Here is a 14,412-nt window from a genome sequence, read left to right as displayed (position 1 = left end):
GTTGTCATTGGAGGCCATGCCCTTAGGGCCTGATCTCGATCGGCGTCCCCGGCTCTACCGCCTCCCACACGACTGCCATGTCTTCATTACGCAGGGCAATGCAGCCATTGGTCCAGTTTAAGCGCTGGGTGATGAACGACGCCCAGCCAAAACCGTTGCGCTGGCCGTGGATCATCACAAAGCCTCCCGGAGAAACGCCGCGCGCCCTGGCCTGCGCGAGGTCGGCGGCATTCGGGTAGGAAATGTGGATGGCGCGGTAATAGCCGCTGTCGGCCTTTTTGAAGTCCAGCCGGTAGCTGCCTTCCGGCGTGCGTTCGTCGCCTTCCTGCTGCTTGTGTCCCTGCGGGTTGGCGCCGAAGGCGACGGGGAAAGTGGCGAGGACAGTTTCACCGTGCAGCAGGCTCAGGGTTTTCCGGGTCTTGCTGACAAGCACATGGTCGGCCTTGGGGAGGGCGTGCGCCAGGCTCATGGCTAACGCCAGTATGAGTACGATGCCGCCCCGCATGATCAAAGCTCCACCCCCATAAACACCCGGATATCCCCGCACGCCTCATCCGCCTGCGCCTTGACATGCGGATCGGGATCCATACGCCCGGCGGCCAGCAACGGCCCGACCACCGCCATGTCCAGCGCGCCGCAGGTCCGGGCAATATGCCCGAAGCCCATCAGCGCATTGCCGCGCACCTGCGGATCGGCATGCGCCGCCAGCCGCACGCAGATGCCCTCCGCCCAGCCCGGCGGGCAGTCGGCGGCGTTCAGGCTGGCCACGATCGGGACATACAGCAGCTCGTGCGGCTCCCTGCGCGCAATCACGGCTTCCACGTCGTCCGTAGTCCAGCCGTCGTGGAAAGGCCCCATGCTCATGACGATCATCCCCTTCATTAACCGGCGAGTCCGGGTCAGCGCCACCCGTTAATCCGATTCGACCAGATGCGAGATCGGCTCGTTGCCGTGCTGCTTCACCCACATGCAATAACTGTCTTTCTGGTGGGTCCGGTAAGTCCGGCATGCGCGCGCAATGCCCGGACAGGCTTTCACGAAGGCTTCGGATTTGGCTTTGCTGTCCGGTCCCGGTTTGGAGTTGTTCACGGCGTCGATCAGGGACAGGCATTGCGGCGGCACCTGGCTGTCCGGCACCTGCGTCTGGTTTTCGGGCAGTTCCGGCCCTCGCGGGTTCATACGGCGCGTCCGCGCCGCGTTTTCCTCAGCCATGAGTTTGGCCTTGGCGGCGATCTCCTCAACGGATTGCGTTGGACCGCCCGCGGACGCCTTGAGGCCGATGGTCTCGCCCGCGGCGCCCGCCGGCTGCCGGTCGCCAAAGTGAATCTGTCCCTGCTCGTCCTTCCATTTATAAACCTCTCCCGCATGACTGGCCGCGCATAGCCAAAGCAGGGATATGAGATATTTTTTCACCAATGCGTCCCCTGATAATAATGAACGTTCATGGACGTATCCCGCCGTCTGCGATCGCCCGGGTGACGTCCGGGATCTGCCTGGCAGACGCGTCCGGCGGCGTCAGGTCCACTGGGTCAACTTGTTGCCGTTGGCGTCCGTGAACGCGCCCACCAGGATCATGATCATGTCGATAAACGCCCAGATACCCAGTCCGCCCAGGGTAAAGATCATCAGGATGCCGGTGCCGTTCTTGCCGACATAGAAGCGGTGAACTCCGAAAACGCCGAAGAAAAAGCACAGCAGGAAAGCGGGAAGGATGCGTTTGTCGCTCATGATCAACTCCATGTCTGTTGTTGTGATGGCCGGATCAAGGCCGGAACCGATGATGCCTCAGCCCGGAATGCCTTGGCAACCGCCTGTCCGCGTCGCCAGGACCGCCGGCTTCCGATAAAATGGCGGTCCCGCTTCCCCGCTTTTCCTATCGCGAGCGCATCATGTCCCGTGCTTTGACACCTTCGCCGTGGTTTTCCGGAGTTATCGGCCTGCTGCTGTGGCCGCTGGATGCCACGGCGGCGGTGACGCCGCTGTCCAGCGGGGAGATCGGCCTGAAGTTTTCGCTGAGCCAGGCCGGCTATGTCAGCCGCCATTTTGCCCTTGACGGCAATGCCACCCGCGTTCTCTCCAATGGCGAGATCAGCGGCGAACTGCACGCCAGCAAGGAATATATCCGGCTGGAGAACCAGCCTTCCGAGGTCAACCTGAATATTTATGACGCCAACCTGAAATGGCTGTCCCTGATGAAGGATCCCGCCGGTTACTTCTATGTGTCGCCGCGTATCCGCCACAACCGGGAAAGCTACTACCAGTCCGCCGTCGCCTTGCGCCTTGGGGTTGGCCGGAAGCTGAATCCGTCCCCCAAATTCGCCATGCGGGTGGAACTGGGGTCCGGGTATCGCGAGGTATCGGTGCGTGACGGCAGCGAGCTGACCGAGCCGCTGGTGACCCTGACGGGCAAGGTGAACTGGACGGTTTCGGACAGCGTGGGCGCGCGTTTCGAAATGGTGGAGGAACAAACCCGGCGTGAAACCTACCGCACCATCCAGACCAGCATCCGCAACAAGCTGACGGACCAGTTCGCCCTGAAATACGAGCTTTCCTACAAGCGCGGCTATCCTTTCGACGCCAACCCCGGCACCAATGAAACCACCGCCGATGTCGGCCTGACCTACAGCTTCTGATCCGGCCGCCGCGCCGTTTTCACACTCCCAGCATCGCCAGCATCAGGAAAGTGGCGAACAGCACGAAGTGCGTCAGGCCTTCAATGACGTTGGTTTCGCCGTCATTGAGGTTGATGGACGCCACCAGCAGCGTCAGCAGCACCATCGCGGTCTGCACCGGCGTCAGCGCCATGTCGATGGGCGTACCGGTGAACAGCGCGATGCCTTCGATGACCGGTACGGTCAGGATGACCGTGGACAGCGACGCCCCCAACGCGATATTCACCACCGACTGCATGCGGTTGTTCAGCGCCGCGCGCAGGGCGGTCAGGATTTCCGGGCTGGCCGGAATCAGCGCCACGATCAGCGCCGGGACGATGGCGGGTACGCCGGTGCCGGCCAGTCCCGCTCCCAGCGTTTTCGCCATGACTTCCGACAGCAGGCCGATCAGGACAATGCCCGACAGCAGCAGCAGGGCGTGCCGCAGCACGGGAATGGGCGCCTGGTCATGGCCTTCCTCGCGCTTGTCGTGCGCCGGGCCGTAGGCGTAGTTGAAGAAGTAGCTGTGCTGGCCGGTCTGCACGCGCAGGAACAGGCCGTACAGCACCACCATGATGATGATGGTAAACACCGAATAAGCCTGCCAGTGCGCGGCGGGCAGGAACTGCGGCACCACCATCGATACCCCCAGCGCGGTCATGATCATCACCACGAAGGAATTGCCCGAGTCGACGTTGTAGGCCTGCTCGCCGTATTTGAGACCGCCGAGGATGGCCGCCAGGCCAAGGATGCCGTTCAGGTCCAGCATCACCGCCGAATAGATGGTGTCGCGCACCAGCGTCGGCGAGGCGGAGTTCAGCAACATCATCGCCAGGATCACCACCTCCACCAGCACGGCGCTGATGGTCAGCAGCATGGTGCCGTAGGGTTCGCCGAAACGGATGGCCAGCAGTTCGGCATGGTGGGCGACGCGTTGCGAGGTCACCAGGATGGCGGCGATCAGCAGGGCCGCGGCGGCCAGCGAGGCGGGTTGGCCGGCGGTCAGGATGGCGTGTTCCAGCGGGAAAGCGGCGAGGGTCAGGGCGATGACCGGCAACAGGGATTTTTCATCCCGGATCAGGGTGCTCATGCAATTTGGAATGAAGGACGGGCGGCCATTCTAGCAAAGTCAGGCCCTGTGCAGGAATCGACCGCCTTCCCGACGGCGGCGCGAGTGCGTCCGGCCTGATCATGATGACAATACTATTATCATGCTATTATAATAAAGTTGTCATTCCTCCCTCTCTGCCGGAGCCCGCCATGCGTCCCTCGTTCGACAAGCCCTTGCTGATGGATGACGGCGAAACCCGCTCGCTGCATTTCAGCTTCATGCATGTGCAAAGCGAGATGCGCGTGGACAAGCCGCTGGAGCTGGTGTTCGGCTACACCCAGGCGATGATGGCCTTCCTGCTGGTGCAGCCGGAGCCGCAAGACATCCTGCTGGTGGGCCTGGGCGGCGGCTCGCTGTCGAAATACTGCCACTACCTGCTGCCGCAAAGCACAGTGACCACGGTCGAGATCAATCCCGAGGTCATCGCCCTGCGCGAGACTTTCTGCGTTCCGGCGGACAGCGCGCGTTTCCGGGTGGTGCAGGATGACGCCACGCGTTACATGCCCCGGCACCGCGATACCGCCGATGTGCTGCTGCTGGACGGCTATGACGAGGACGGCCTGCCGGACGCGCTGACCACGCCGCTGTATTACCGGCATTGTTTCGAGGCATTGCGCGAGGGCGGGGTGCTGGTGGCGAATTTCAATTGCGGCAATGAACAGCTGGCGGTCAGCCTGGGGCGGCTGGGGAAGATTTTTGCGGGGCGGGTGCTGATCATCAAGTCGCAGACCAGCGGCAACAAGGTGGTGTTCGCCTTCAAGGATCGCGGCGCGCTGCCGCATGCGCGGATGCACGAGCGCGCCGAGCGCCTGAAACACCGCACCGGCCTGCCGATGCCGCATTTCTGCAGCCAGCTGGAGGCGGGCAGCCGCTCGTGGAAAGCGGCGGTGGAGGCTTGAGGCGTCAGGCTTCGCCGGTCTTGTCGCGGGCGACGGCGTGCGGGCTGCGGGTGCTGTAGTCGACGCCGTGCTTGTCGAGGTATTCGCGGATCAGTTGCCGCACCACCTGCGAGGGCGTCAGGTCCTGGGCGCTGCACAGGGTTTCCAGGGCCTGCTTCTTGACCGGGTCGATCAGGATCGTGAGGCGGGCGGTCTTGTTTTCCATGGCGGCGGCTCGGTGCGGAATATGTTAATCAAATTATAACGATTTGGCCGGAAGGTGTCATGCCTGCCGTCCGGCCGGGCTATGCACAGGCATTCGCGCGCTTCGCAACGGTGGAGGGTGAAATCATGATGGCACTGCTGGAGGCCCGGCGTCACGGGCTGTGGAAACGGCAACACTGGCTGCCGAATATCGTCGCCGGGATCATTGTCGGGGTGGTGGCGCTGCCGCTGGCGATGGCCTTCGCCATTGCGTCCGGGGTGAAGCCGGAGCAGGGGCTGTACACGGCGATCATCGCCGGGTTCCTGGTGTCGGCGCTGGGCGGCAGCCGCCTGCAGATCGCCGGGCCGACCGGGGCGTTCATCGTCATCCTCTCCGGCATCACCGCCAAGTACGGCGTTGACGGCCTGCAGATTGCCACGCTGATGGCCGGGGTGATGCTGTTGCTGCTGGGGCTGGCGCGGCTGGGCAGCATCATCCGCTTCATTCCCGATCCGGTCATTGTCGGTTTCACCGCCGGTATCGGCGTCATCATCTGGGTGGGGCAGTGGAAGGATTTCTTCGGGCTGCCCGCCGTCAGCGGCGAGCATTTCCACCAGAAACTGTGGCATCTGCTGCAGGCGTTGCCGCAGCTGCATCCGGTGACTACCGCGCTGGCGCTGCTGTCGCTGGCGCTGGTGATCTTCACGCCGCGCCTGCCGGGGCTGAAGAAGGTGCCGGGACCGCTGGTGGCGCTGGTGACGGCGACGCTGTTGCAGTCGCTGTGCGGTTTTGACGGCGTCGTCACCATCGGCAGCGCCTTCGGCGGCATTCCGCAGGGCCTGCCGTCCTTCCACCTGCCGGACATCACCGCGTCGCGGCTGATCGAACTGGTCGGTCCGGCGTTCACCATCGCCATGCTGGGGGCCATCGAGTCGCTGCTGTCGGCGGTGGTGGCCGACGGCATGGCGGGGACCCGCCACGATTCCAACCAGGAGCTGGTGGGGCAGGGCGTCGCCAATATGGTCGCGCCGCTGTTCGGTGGTTTTGCCGCCACCGGCGCCATCGCCCGCACCGCCACCAACATCCGCAACGGCGGCACCTCGCCGCTGGCCGGGATGGTGCACGCGCTGACGCTGGTGATGATCATCCTCTTCCTGGCCCCGCTGGCGGCGAACATTCCGCTGGCGGCGCTGGCGGCCATCCTGTTCGTGGTGGCGTGGAACATGAGCGAGATTCCGCACTTCCTGCAGATGGTCCGCCGCGCGCCCCGCGCCGATGTGGCGATCCTGCTGGTCACCTTCGTCCTGACCGTGTTCACCGACCTGGTGGTGGCGGTGAACATTGGCGTCATCCTGGCGATGCTGCAGTTCCTGCGGCGCATGGCGGCCAGCGTGGAAGTGGCGCAGATGAGCGAAGAGGCGCTGCAACAGGAACTGGCGGCGCAAGGCCTGACCCGGCTGCCGCCGGGCGTGCTGGTCTACAGCGTCGAGGGGCCGTTCTTTTTCGGGGCGGTGGAGAATTTCGAGCGGGCGCTGGCCAGCACCCATACCGATCCGGCGGTGCTGGTGTTCCGGCTGACGCGGGTGCCGTTCATGGACATCACCGGCCTGCAGACGCTGGAGGAAGTGATCCGCGACCTGCAACGACGGGGCGTGCGGGTGATGCTGGCCGGGGCCAATCCGTCGGTGACCGCCAAGCTGGAAAAGGCGGGGCTGGTGGATCTGGTGGGGAAGGACAACGTGACGCCGGAGCTGGCGGCCGCCATCGCCCGTTGTTGAGCGGCGGCCGCGCGGCGGCTCAGCCGCGCCAGGCCAGCTTCCCGTGCAGCTTCACCACGTCGCCGATGATCAGCAGCGCCGGCGGCTTGATGCCGGCGGTTGCGATCACCTCGCCCAGCGTGCCCAGCGTGCCGACATGCACCTTCTGCTGCGGTGTCGTCGCCTTCTCGATGATGGCCACCGGCGTGTCGGCGCGGCGGCCGTTGGCCACCAGCTCCGCCGCGATGGACGGCGCCTGGGTAATGCCCATGTACACCACCAGTGTTTCGCAGGGATTGGTCAGCTTGGTCCAGTCCAGCGTCTGCTCGCCCTCGCGGCGGTGGCCGGTGACGAAGGTGACGCCCTGCGCGTAGTCGCGGTGCGTCAACGGAATGCCGGCGTAGCAGCTGGCGCCCGCCGCCGAGGTGATGCCCGGCACCACCTGGAAGGGAATGCCGTATTCCGCCAGCGTTTCGAGTTCCTCGCCGCCGCGCCCGAAGATGAACGGGTCGCCGCCCTTCAGCCGCAACACCTTCTTCCCTTCCTGCGCCAGCTTCACCAGCAACAGGTTCAGGTCGTCCTGCGGCACGGCGTGGTCGGCGCGCTTCTTGCCGACGTAGATGCGGTCAGCGTCGCGCCGGGTCAGGTCGAGGATGGCGTCGGAGACGAGGTTGTCGTAGAGCACCACGTCGGCCATCTGCATCAGCCGTAGCGCGCGGAAGGTCAGCAGGTCGGGATCGCCCGGGCCCGCGCCCACCAGGAACACTTCCCCTTTGGTCAGCGTTGCGGCATCGGCGGCATCCAGCGCCTGTTGCGCCAGCGCGCGGGCGGCGTCGGCCTGGCCGTTCATGGCGCGCTCGGCGAAGGGGCCGGACAGCAGCTCTTCCCAGAACAGGCGGCGCGAGGTGGTGTCGGGCAGGGCGGCCTTGACGGCGAGGCGGAATTCCCCGGCGATGCGCGCCATGTCGCCATAACCGGCGGGAATCAGCGTTTCCAGCCGGGCGCGCAGGTGGCGGGCCAGTACCGGCACCGCGCCGCCGGTGCTGGCGGCGATGATCACCGGCGAACGATCGACAATGGACGGGGTGATGAAGCGGCAGATTTCCGGTTGGTCGACGGCGTTGATCAGGATGCCGCGCGCCTCGCAGTCGCGGTAGACGGCCTGGTTGACGGCTTCGTCGTCGGTGGCGGCGTAGACCAGGCGCATGCCGTCCAGGCAGCGCGGGCTGTAGGGCTCGGCGCGGTGGTGCAGGCCCTCGGCGGCCACATAGGCGGCCATCGCGGGCGACAGCTCGGGCGAGACGACGGTGACATGCGCCCCGGCGGCGCGCAGCAGCCGGGCCTTGCGCAGGCCGACATCGCCGCCGCCGACCACCAGGCAGGTCTGGTCATTGAGCTTCAGGAAAATCGGGAAAAAGTCCATCAAAGAGGTTCCGGTAAGGTCGCGTTAAATCGGATTCCGGCCACGATAAACCGGAACAGGCGCAGCGTCCATCGGCGGCGGCCCCGACGGCCCGCGAACTGACCAACCGGCCGCGCCTCTCCCCGCCATTCGGACAGGTTGGCTCATTCTCACGGTGAGTTATTGATCAATGTCAAGCAGGCTAAGCTGTGCAAGGTTCTAGGATCAAGAGTGGCCGTTCCGGCCGGCAAACACCCAGGAGGACCTATGAGCAGCGGATTTACCAAAGCCATGGCTCGCAACATCTTCTACGGAGGCGCGGTTTTTTGCTTCCTGCTTTTTCTCGGACTCGCGTTCGACACGCATCAGGTCCTGCCCAAACGGGATAACCGGGAAGGCCTGACGGATTCGGCCATTCGCGGCAAGCGTATCTGGGAAACCCACGACTGCATCGGCTGCCATACCTTGCTGGGCGAGGGCGCGTACTTTGCGCCGGAACTGGGCAATGTCTATGCGCGGCGCGGTCCGGATTTCATCAAGGCCTGGATCAAGGCGCAGCCGACGCATGTTCCCGGTCGCCGTCAGATGCCCCAGTTCAACTTCACCGACCAGCAGCTGGATGATCTCGTGGAATTCCTGAAGTACACGAACGGGATCAACACCAATCACTGGCCGCCCAACATTGAAGGCTGAGGCAAGGAGAACCCTTATGAAATATCCGTCGCAAGCCGTCAGCAAACTCTACTTTACCGCCGCCATCGGCCTGTTCGCGGGCCAGATCCTGTTCGGCCTGATCATGGGCCTGCAGTATGTGATCGGCGATTTCCTGTTTCCCGCCATTCCCTTCAACGTCGCCCGCATGGTGCACACCAATCTGCTGATCGTGTGGATCCTGTTCGGCTTCATGGGCGCGGGCTATTACCTGGTGCCGGAGGAATCCGAGCGTGAGCTGTACAGCCCCAAGCTGGCGAAAATCCTGTTCTGGGTTTTCCTGGTGGCGGGCGCGCTGACCATTCTCGGCTACCTGCTGGTGCCTTACGCCGAACTGGCGCGCCTGACCGGCAATGATCTGCTGGCGACCATGGGACGCGAGTTCCTGGAGCAGCCGCTGATCACCAAGGTGGGCATCGTCGTCGTCTGCCTTGGCTTCCTGTTCAACCTGACCATGACCATGCTGGGCGGCCGCAAGACCAGCATCAGCCTGATCATGCTGATGGGCCTGTGGGGGCTGGCGCTGTTCTTCCTGTTCTCGTTCGTCAACCCGGACAACCTGGTCAAGGACAAGTTCTGGTGGTGGTGGGTGGTGCACCTGTGGGTGGAAGGCGTGTGGGAACTGATCCTCGGGGCGATGCTGGCCTTCGTGCTGATCAAGGTGACCGGCGTCGACCGCGAAGTGATCGAGAAGTGGCTGTACGTGATCATCGCCTTCACCCTGATGACCGGCATCATCGGCACCGGCCACCATTACTTCTGGATCGGTACGCCGGAATACTGGCAAGTCTGGGGCTCGGTGTTCTCGGCCATGGAACCGATTCCGTTCTTCATGATGACCGTGTTCGCCTTCAACATGGTGAACCGCCGCAAGCGTGAACATCCCAACAAGGTTGCCACCCTGTGGGCGATGGGCACCGGCGTCATGGCCTTCCTGGGCGCGGGCGTGTGGGGCTTCCTGCACACCCTGGCGCCGGTGAACTACTACACCCACGGCACGCAGATCACCGCCGCCCACGGTCACATGGCGTTCTACGGCGCCTATGCGATGGTGGTGCTGACCATGATCAGCTACACCATGCCGCTGATGCGCGGCCGCGAGGCCAACAGCAACAAGGCGCAGGTGGTGGAAATGTGGTCGTTCTGGCTGATGACCATCGCCATGGTGTTCATCACCCTGTTCCTGACCGGCGCGGGCATCCTGCAGGTGTGGCTGCAACGCTACTCCAGCACCCCGATGTCGTTCATGGCCACCCAGGACCAGGTGATGGTGTTCTACTGGCTGCGCGAGATTACCGGCCTCGTGTTCCTGCTCGGCTTCATGCTGTATGTCGCCAGTTTCTTCATCAAAGGGGAAACGAAGGCGGCGTGACCCCCCGTGTGATCCGTAGGGGCGCACTGCGTGCGCCCTTTACGCCGAACACATTCTGATAGCCCATCTTGTCCGTATACGTGGGCGCACGCAGTGCGCCCCTACGGCCGGACAAGGCAGATACCGGATTCCCCCATGAACACGCCCTTCACTCCCGCCATTCCCTACTACCGCGCCGTCGGTGACGAGTGCGAGCTGTTCACCCATGCCTACAAGAATCACTTGCCGTTGCTGATCAAGGGCCCCACCGGTTGCGGCAAGACCCGCTTCGTGGCGCACATGGCGGCGCGGCTGGGCCTGCCGCTGACCACGGTCGCCTGTCATGACGACCTGTCCGCCGCCGATCTGGTCGGGCGCTTCCTGATTACCGGCGGCGAGACGCGCTGGAGCGACGGGCCGCTGACCCGCGCCGTGCGCGACGGCGGCATCTGCTATCTGGACGAGATCGTCGAGGCGCGCAAGGACACCACCGTGGTGCTGCACCCGCTGACCGACGACCGCCGCATCCTGCCCATCGAGCGCACCGGCGAGACGCTGGAAGCACCGCCCGGCTTCATGCTGGTGGTGTCGTACAACCCCGGCTACCAGAACGCGCTGAAAAGCCTGAAGCCGTCGACGCGCCAGCGTTTCCTGGCCCTGCAGTTCGGCTTTCCGCCGCCGTCGGTGGAAACCGAGATCCTGATCGCGGAAAGCGATGTCGACCCCGCCACCGCCAAGCGGCTGGTGGCGCTGGGCGAGCGCCTGCGCCTGCTGGCGCGGCAGGATCTGGAAGAAGCGGTCAGCACCCGGCTGCTGGTCTACGCCGCCAAGCTGGCGGTGGGCGGGCTGCCGCTGGCCGCCGCCTGCGAGGCGGCGCTGGTCGAGCCGCTGAGTGATGACCCTGCTGTCCAGTCCGCCCTGCGCGAAGTGGTTCGCGCCCAGTTCGGCTAAGGCCATGAACGAGCCGTTCGAGCTTCCCCCGCTGGCGGTGCAGGCGGCGGCGCTGTATTTGCTGAACCTGTTGCTGCTGCCCGGGCTGGCCTTCGCCGCGCTGCTGGTCCTGTGGTGGCGAAACCGGCTGTCCGCCTCGCTGCTGGATCGCGGTCATCTGGCCAACGCCGTGCGCGGCAGCCTGCTGGCCGGGGCGATGCTGGTGGGGGTGACGCTGCTGATCCTGCTGCTGGGCGGTTTCGGCCAGGCTTCGACCTGGGTGGTGCTGATTCTCTACGCGGTGACGGTGCATGCCGCCTTTGTCCTGATCGGGGTGCTGATGCTGGTGCGGGCGCTGGCCGGTCAGCCGTTCCATTTTCCGCTGGTGGGGGTGAAAGATGAGTCGTGACCAGCCGCCGTTTGCGCCGCCACCGTCGACGGTGCAGGTGCAGCGCCTGCGCCGCCTGACGCAGGCCGGTTTTTTCCTGATATTCGTGTTTGCGCCCTTGCTGAACCTGTTCCGTTTCGACCTCGACGCCGGGCATTTCATCGTGCTGGGCATGCCGTGGACGCTGGGCATCGACGATTTCACCGCCCACCGCATTTCCGGCGCGCATCTGGCGCTGAACCTGCTGCTGCGCGGCGCGCTGCCGATCGTGCTGGGCGTGCTGGCGGTGCTCTACATTTCGTGGCGCTACGGCCGCATCTATTGCGGCTGGCTGTGTCCGCATTTCTCGGTGGTGGAAACCATCAACCAGACCATGCGCCGCGCCATCGGCCGCCAGAGCGTCTGGGAGAAGCAGCCGCAACCGGCGCGCAATCCCGACGGCACGGTCACCGAACGCGACGCGATCTGGTGGCTGGCGGTGCTGCCGCTGGCGGTGGGCTTCGCCTTCCTGTGGGTGATCAGCTTCATGAGCTATGTCTGGGCGCCGTGGCCGATCTGGCACGGGCTGTTCCACGGCGGGTTGCCGCGTTTCCAGCAGATCATCCTGACGGTGGGCACCCTGGCGTTCTCGCTGGAATTCCTGTTCGCCCGACACCTCTTTTGCCGTTTCGCCTGCGCCGCCGGGCTGTTCCAGAGCCTGGCGTGGATGGGCAACCGCAAGGCGATGGTGGTGGGTTTTGAACGCGGCCGCGCCCCGGAATGCGCCGGGTGCGAGTCGGAATGCGACAACGCCTGCCCGATGCGGCTGAAGCCGCGCAACGTCAAGCGCATGATGTTCAGCTGCGTGCAATGCGGGCAGTGCCTGAACGCCTGCGCCCATGTGCACAAGGACAATCCCGACGGCCCGCTGCTGCATTGGGTGCACGAAGACCGCGCCGGCGACGAGGCGTCCTTCAACACACGGACGGCCAAGCAGGGTGAGCGCAACCGCATCCCCGTGACGCCGGTGCGGGAGGACTGAACCATGGAAGAATGGATCGGCGGGATCTGGGACAAGGTGGTGCGCCGCGCCGCCCATCGCGGTTTCCCCGAGGCGGCGGTGACCCTGGAATCGATGCGCGAGGTGGTGGGGCCCTATTTCCGGGCGGTGGGCGGCGATGCCGGGGTGGCGCTGAAGTCCGGCTCGGCGGCGGCGCACGGCGCGCGGCGGCGCTGGCTGGAACGGCTGGCGGGCACCGGCGAACGGGTCGATCTGGCCTGGCAGGACGCCGAGGCGCTCTACCTGCCCGACACCGTCGACACCTTCGCCGAGCCGGAACTGAACCGCGAACTGTATTTGTGGCTGGCGACGCTGGCCGCCTTCAGCGTCGGCGATGACGAACCTGATGGCTGGATACGGAATGTCCGCGCTACCCGCGCCGTGCTGGACGCCCTGCCGGGCTGGCAAGGCCGTTATCGCCGGTTGGTCGATGCTTGCCTGACGCTGCGCACGCCGTCGGCGTCGCTGCCGCCCGATGAGGCCGCGCTGGAGCGCGCCGTGCGCGAACAACTTCAACATCCCGAATGCAACGTGCCGCGCCCGGCGACGAAGCGCCCGCACTGGCCGGTGCCGCTGTGGCTGCGGCCGGACAGGCCGCCGGTGGTGCGTGAAGCCGCCGGGACGCCGCCCGGTGAGCGCGAGACCGGCGGCGACGGCCCGCGCGAGGACGATGACAACCGCCGCCGTTTCGCCGCCGAGCGCGTCGACATGCCGAAGACGGAGAACGGCATGCTGCTGCTGTTCCGCGCCGAGAGCATCTTCACCTGGAGCGAATACGTGCGCGTCAACCGTCCCACCGAGGACGACGAGGACGGCGACAACGCCCTGATGCGCGCCAAGGACATGGACAAGCTGTCCGTCGCCCGCGACGGCAAGTCCGGCAAGAGCCGCGTCCGTTTTGACCTCGATCTGCCCGCCGCCGACATCGACGACACGCCGCTGGGACCGGGCATTCCCTTGCCGGAATGGGACTGGCGCAAGCAGCAGCTGCTGCCGGATTACTGCCGCCTGGAACCGCTGCTGCCCAAGGCCGAACCCTTGGCCGCGCTGCCGCCGGAATTGCGCGCGCCCGCCGCCTCGTTGCGCCGCCAGTTCGAGGCGTTGGCGCCGCTGCCCGCCTGGCGCGGCAGTTCGCTGCAAGGCGAGGAGCTGGATCTGGACGCCTGCCTGCGTTTCGCCGCCGATCGCCTGGCCGGGACGGTGGCCGAGCCGGGTCTGTGGCGCGAGCGCGTTCCCGCCAACCGTTCGCTGGCCTGCCTGCTGCTGGCCGACCTGTCGCTGTCCACCGATACCTGGGTAGGGCAGCGCCGCGTCATCGACGTCATCCGCGACAGCCTGTTCCTGTTCGCCGAGGCCATGTCCGCCACCCGCGACAGTTTCGGCCTGTACGGCTTTTCCTCGGTGAAGCGCCAGCATGTGCGCTTCCAGCTGCTGAAGGATTTCTCCGAACGCTACGACGCCACCGTGCGCGGCCGCATCGCCGCCATCAAGCCCGGTTTCTACACCCGCATGGGCGCGGCCATCCGCCACAGCACCGCCATCCTCAAGGAACAACCGGCCGAGCGCCGCCTGCTGCTGGTGTTGACCGACGGCAAGCCCAACGACGTCGACCACTACGAGGGCCGTTACGGCATCGAGGACACCCGCCACGCTGTGCGCGCCGCCCGCGAGGCCGGGCTGACGGTGTTCTGCGTCACCGTCGACCGTGATGCGGCGGATTACCTGCCGCACCTGTTCGGCGCGCAGGGCTGCGTGGTGGTGAAAGATGCCAACGAGCTGCCGCGATTGTTGCCGCGTCTGTACGTGCAAATGACTAAACGCTTCTAAAACAATAAGTTGTGGATTTCCTTGAGGGTTACCCCGCCATTCGGCTAGGTAGCTCCCCCTCCACGGAGGAGGCCTGTTTCTTGAGCGGAATTGATATTAATCAAGTGTCGGGCGGGGGTACGGGTTTATAAATGCTTATAAGAAAGGCCATACGGCCCGTAA

16 protein-coding genes are annotated in these 14,412 nt (G+C 65.2%); 9 read left to right on the top strand and 7 right to left on the bottom strand.

Annotated elements, in window-relative coordinates; translation table 11 throughout:
• Positions 1-22 precede the first annotated feature (22 nt).
• From EV700_RS12410 to EV700_RS12395, 4 genes are all read right to left on the bottom strand, one after another.
• Entirely contained in the window at positions 23-505 is a 483-nt protein-coding gene (locus EV700_RS12410) for a L,D-transpeptidase family protein (RefSeq protein WP_130414220.1), read from the bottom strand.
• A gap of 2 nt (positions 506-507) precedes the next feature.
• Complete coding sequence (locus tag EV700_RS12405) at positions 508-864, bottom strand: HEAT repeat domain-containing protein (RefSeq protein WP_130414218.1); 357 nt, start codon at positions 862-864, stop codon at positions 508-510.
• Between the two features lie 48 nt (positions 865-912).
• Complete coding sequence (locus EV700_RS12400; protein WP_165391460.1) at positions 913-1,413, bottom strand: DUF4124 domain-containing protein; 501 nt, start codon at positions 1,411-1,413, stop codon at positions 913-915.
• Between the two features lie 102 nt (positions 1,414-1,515).
• The gene (locus EV700_RS12395; protein ID WP_130414213.1) at positions 1,516-1,728 is read right to left on the bottom strand and encodes a TM2 domain-containing protein; all 213 of its coding nucleotides are present in this window, start codon (positions 1,726-1,728) and stop codon (positions 1,516-1,518) included.
• Positions 1,729-1,889: 161 nt separating this feature from the next.
• Between EV700_RS12395 and EV700_RS12390 the strand changes: the two genes are divergently transcribed.
• Positions 1,890-2,633 carry a DUF481 domain-containing protein gene (locus EV700_RS12390; RefSeq protein ID WP_165391459.1) on the top strand — a complete coding sequence of 248 codons (744 nt, stop codon included), beginning with the start codon at positions 1,890-1,892 and terminating at the stop codon, positions 2,631-2,633.
• A gap of 19 nt (positions 2,634-2,652) precedes the next feature.
• Here EV700_RS12390 and EV700_RS12385 read toward each other — a convergent pair whose 3' ends face one another.
• Positions 2,653-3,741 carry a calcium:cation antiporter gene (locus EV700_RS12385; RefSeq protein ID WP_130414209.1) on the bottom strand — a complete coding sequence of 363 codons (1,089 nt, stop codon included), beginning with the start codon at positions 3,739-3,741 and terminating at the stop codon, positions 2,653-2,655.
• A gap of 170 nt (positions 3,742-3,911) precedes the next feature.
• Here EV700_RS12385 and EV700_RS12380 point away from each other — a divergent pair, with 170 nt between their 5' ends.
• Positions 3,912-4,661, top strand: coding sequence for a spermine/spermidine synthase domain-containing protein (locus EV700_RS12380; RefSeq protein ID WP_165391458.1), 750 nt, complete (start codon positions 3,912-3,914; stop codon positions 4,659-4,661).
• Positions 4,662-4,665: 4 nt separating this feature from the next.
• Here EV700_RS12380 and EV700_RS12375 read toward each other — a convergent pair whose 3' ends face one another.
• Positions 4,666-4,866: a CopG family transcriptional regulator gene (locus tag EV700_RS12375; protein ID WP_130414205.1), complete on the bottom strand. Its 201-nt coding sequence runs from the start codon at positions 4,864-4,866 to the stop codon at positions 4,666-4,668.
• A gap of 59 nt (positions 4,867-4,925) precedes the next feature.
• Between EV700_RS12375 and EV700_RS12370 the strand changes: the two genes are divergently transcribed.
• Positions 4,926-6,623, top strand: coding sequence for a SulP family inorganic anion transporter (locus EV700_RS12370; protein ID WP_242610259.1), 1,698 nt, complete (start codon positions 4,926-4,928; stop codon positions 6,621-6,623).
• 19 nt (positions 6,624-6,642) lie between these two features.
• Here the strand turns inward: EV700_RS12370 and cysG are convergent, their stop codons facing one another.
• Positions 6,643-8,025, bottom strand: a complete 1,383-nt coding sequence (gene cysG / locus EV700_RS12365; RefSeq protein ID WP_130414203.1) for a siroheme synthase CysG — start codon at positions 8,023-8,025, stop codon at positions 6,643-6,645.
• A 246-nt stretch (positions 8,026-8,271) separates the two neighbouring features.
• Here cysG and EV700_RS12360 point away from each other — a divergent pair, with 246 nt between their 5' ends.
• From EV700_RS12360 to EV700_RS12335, 6 genes are all read left to right on the top strand, one after another.
• A complete protein-coding gene (locus tag EV700_RS12360) occupies positions 8,272-8,697 on the top strand; it encodes a c-type cytochrome (protein ID WP_130414201.1) in 426 nt (141 codons plus the stop codon).
• A gap of 16 nt (positions 8,698-8,713) precedes the next feature.
• Entirely contained in the window at positions 8,714-10,087 is a 1,374-nt protein-coding gene (locus tag EV700_RS12355; protein WP_130414199.1) for a cbb3-type cytochrome c oxidase subunit I, read from the top strand.
• Between the two features lie 135 nt (positions 10,088-10,222).
• On the top strand, positions 10,223-11,017 hold the full coding sequence (locus EV700_RS12350; protein WP_130414197.1) for a CbbQ/NirQ/NorQ/GpvN family protein: 795 nt from the start codon (positions 10,223-10,225) through the stop codon (positions 11,015-11,017).
• A gap of 4 nt (positions 11,018-11,021) precedes the next feature.
• Positions 11,022-11,405 (top strand): hypothetical protein, encoded by a 384-nt coding sequence (locus tag EV700_RS12345; protein ID WP_130414195.1) that lies wholly within the window; start codon positions 11,022-11,024, stop codon positions 11,403-11,405.
• Positions 11,395-12,405 carry a 4Fe-4S binding protein gene (locus EV700_RS12340; protein WP_130414193.1) on the top strand — a complete coding sequence of 337 codons (1,011 nt, stop codon included), beginning with the start codon at positions 11,395-11,397 and terminating at the stop codon, positions 12,403-12,405. Before EV700_RS12345 ends, EV700_RS12340 begins: the two co-directional genes overlap by 11 nt.
• A gap of 3 nt (positions 12,406-12,408) precedes the next feature.
• A complete protein-coding gene (locus EV700_RS12335) occupies positions 12,409-14,250 on the top strand; it encodes a nitric oxide reductase activation protein NorD (RefSeq protein WP_130414191.1) in 1,842 nt (613 codons plus the stop codon).
• Positions 14,251-14,412: the final 162 nt, after the last annotated feature.

The organism is Fluviicoccus keumensis (assembly GCF_004217445.1).
In the GTDB taxonomy this organism is placed as follows: domain Bacteria; phylum Pseudomonadota; class Gammaproteobacteria; order Pseudomonadales; family Moraxellaceae; genus Fluviicoccus; species Fluviicoccus keumensis.
The sequence above is the reverse complement of the archived record's forward strand: the minus strand, read 5'-3'. Positions and strand labels throughout refer to the sequence as shown.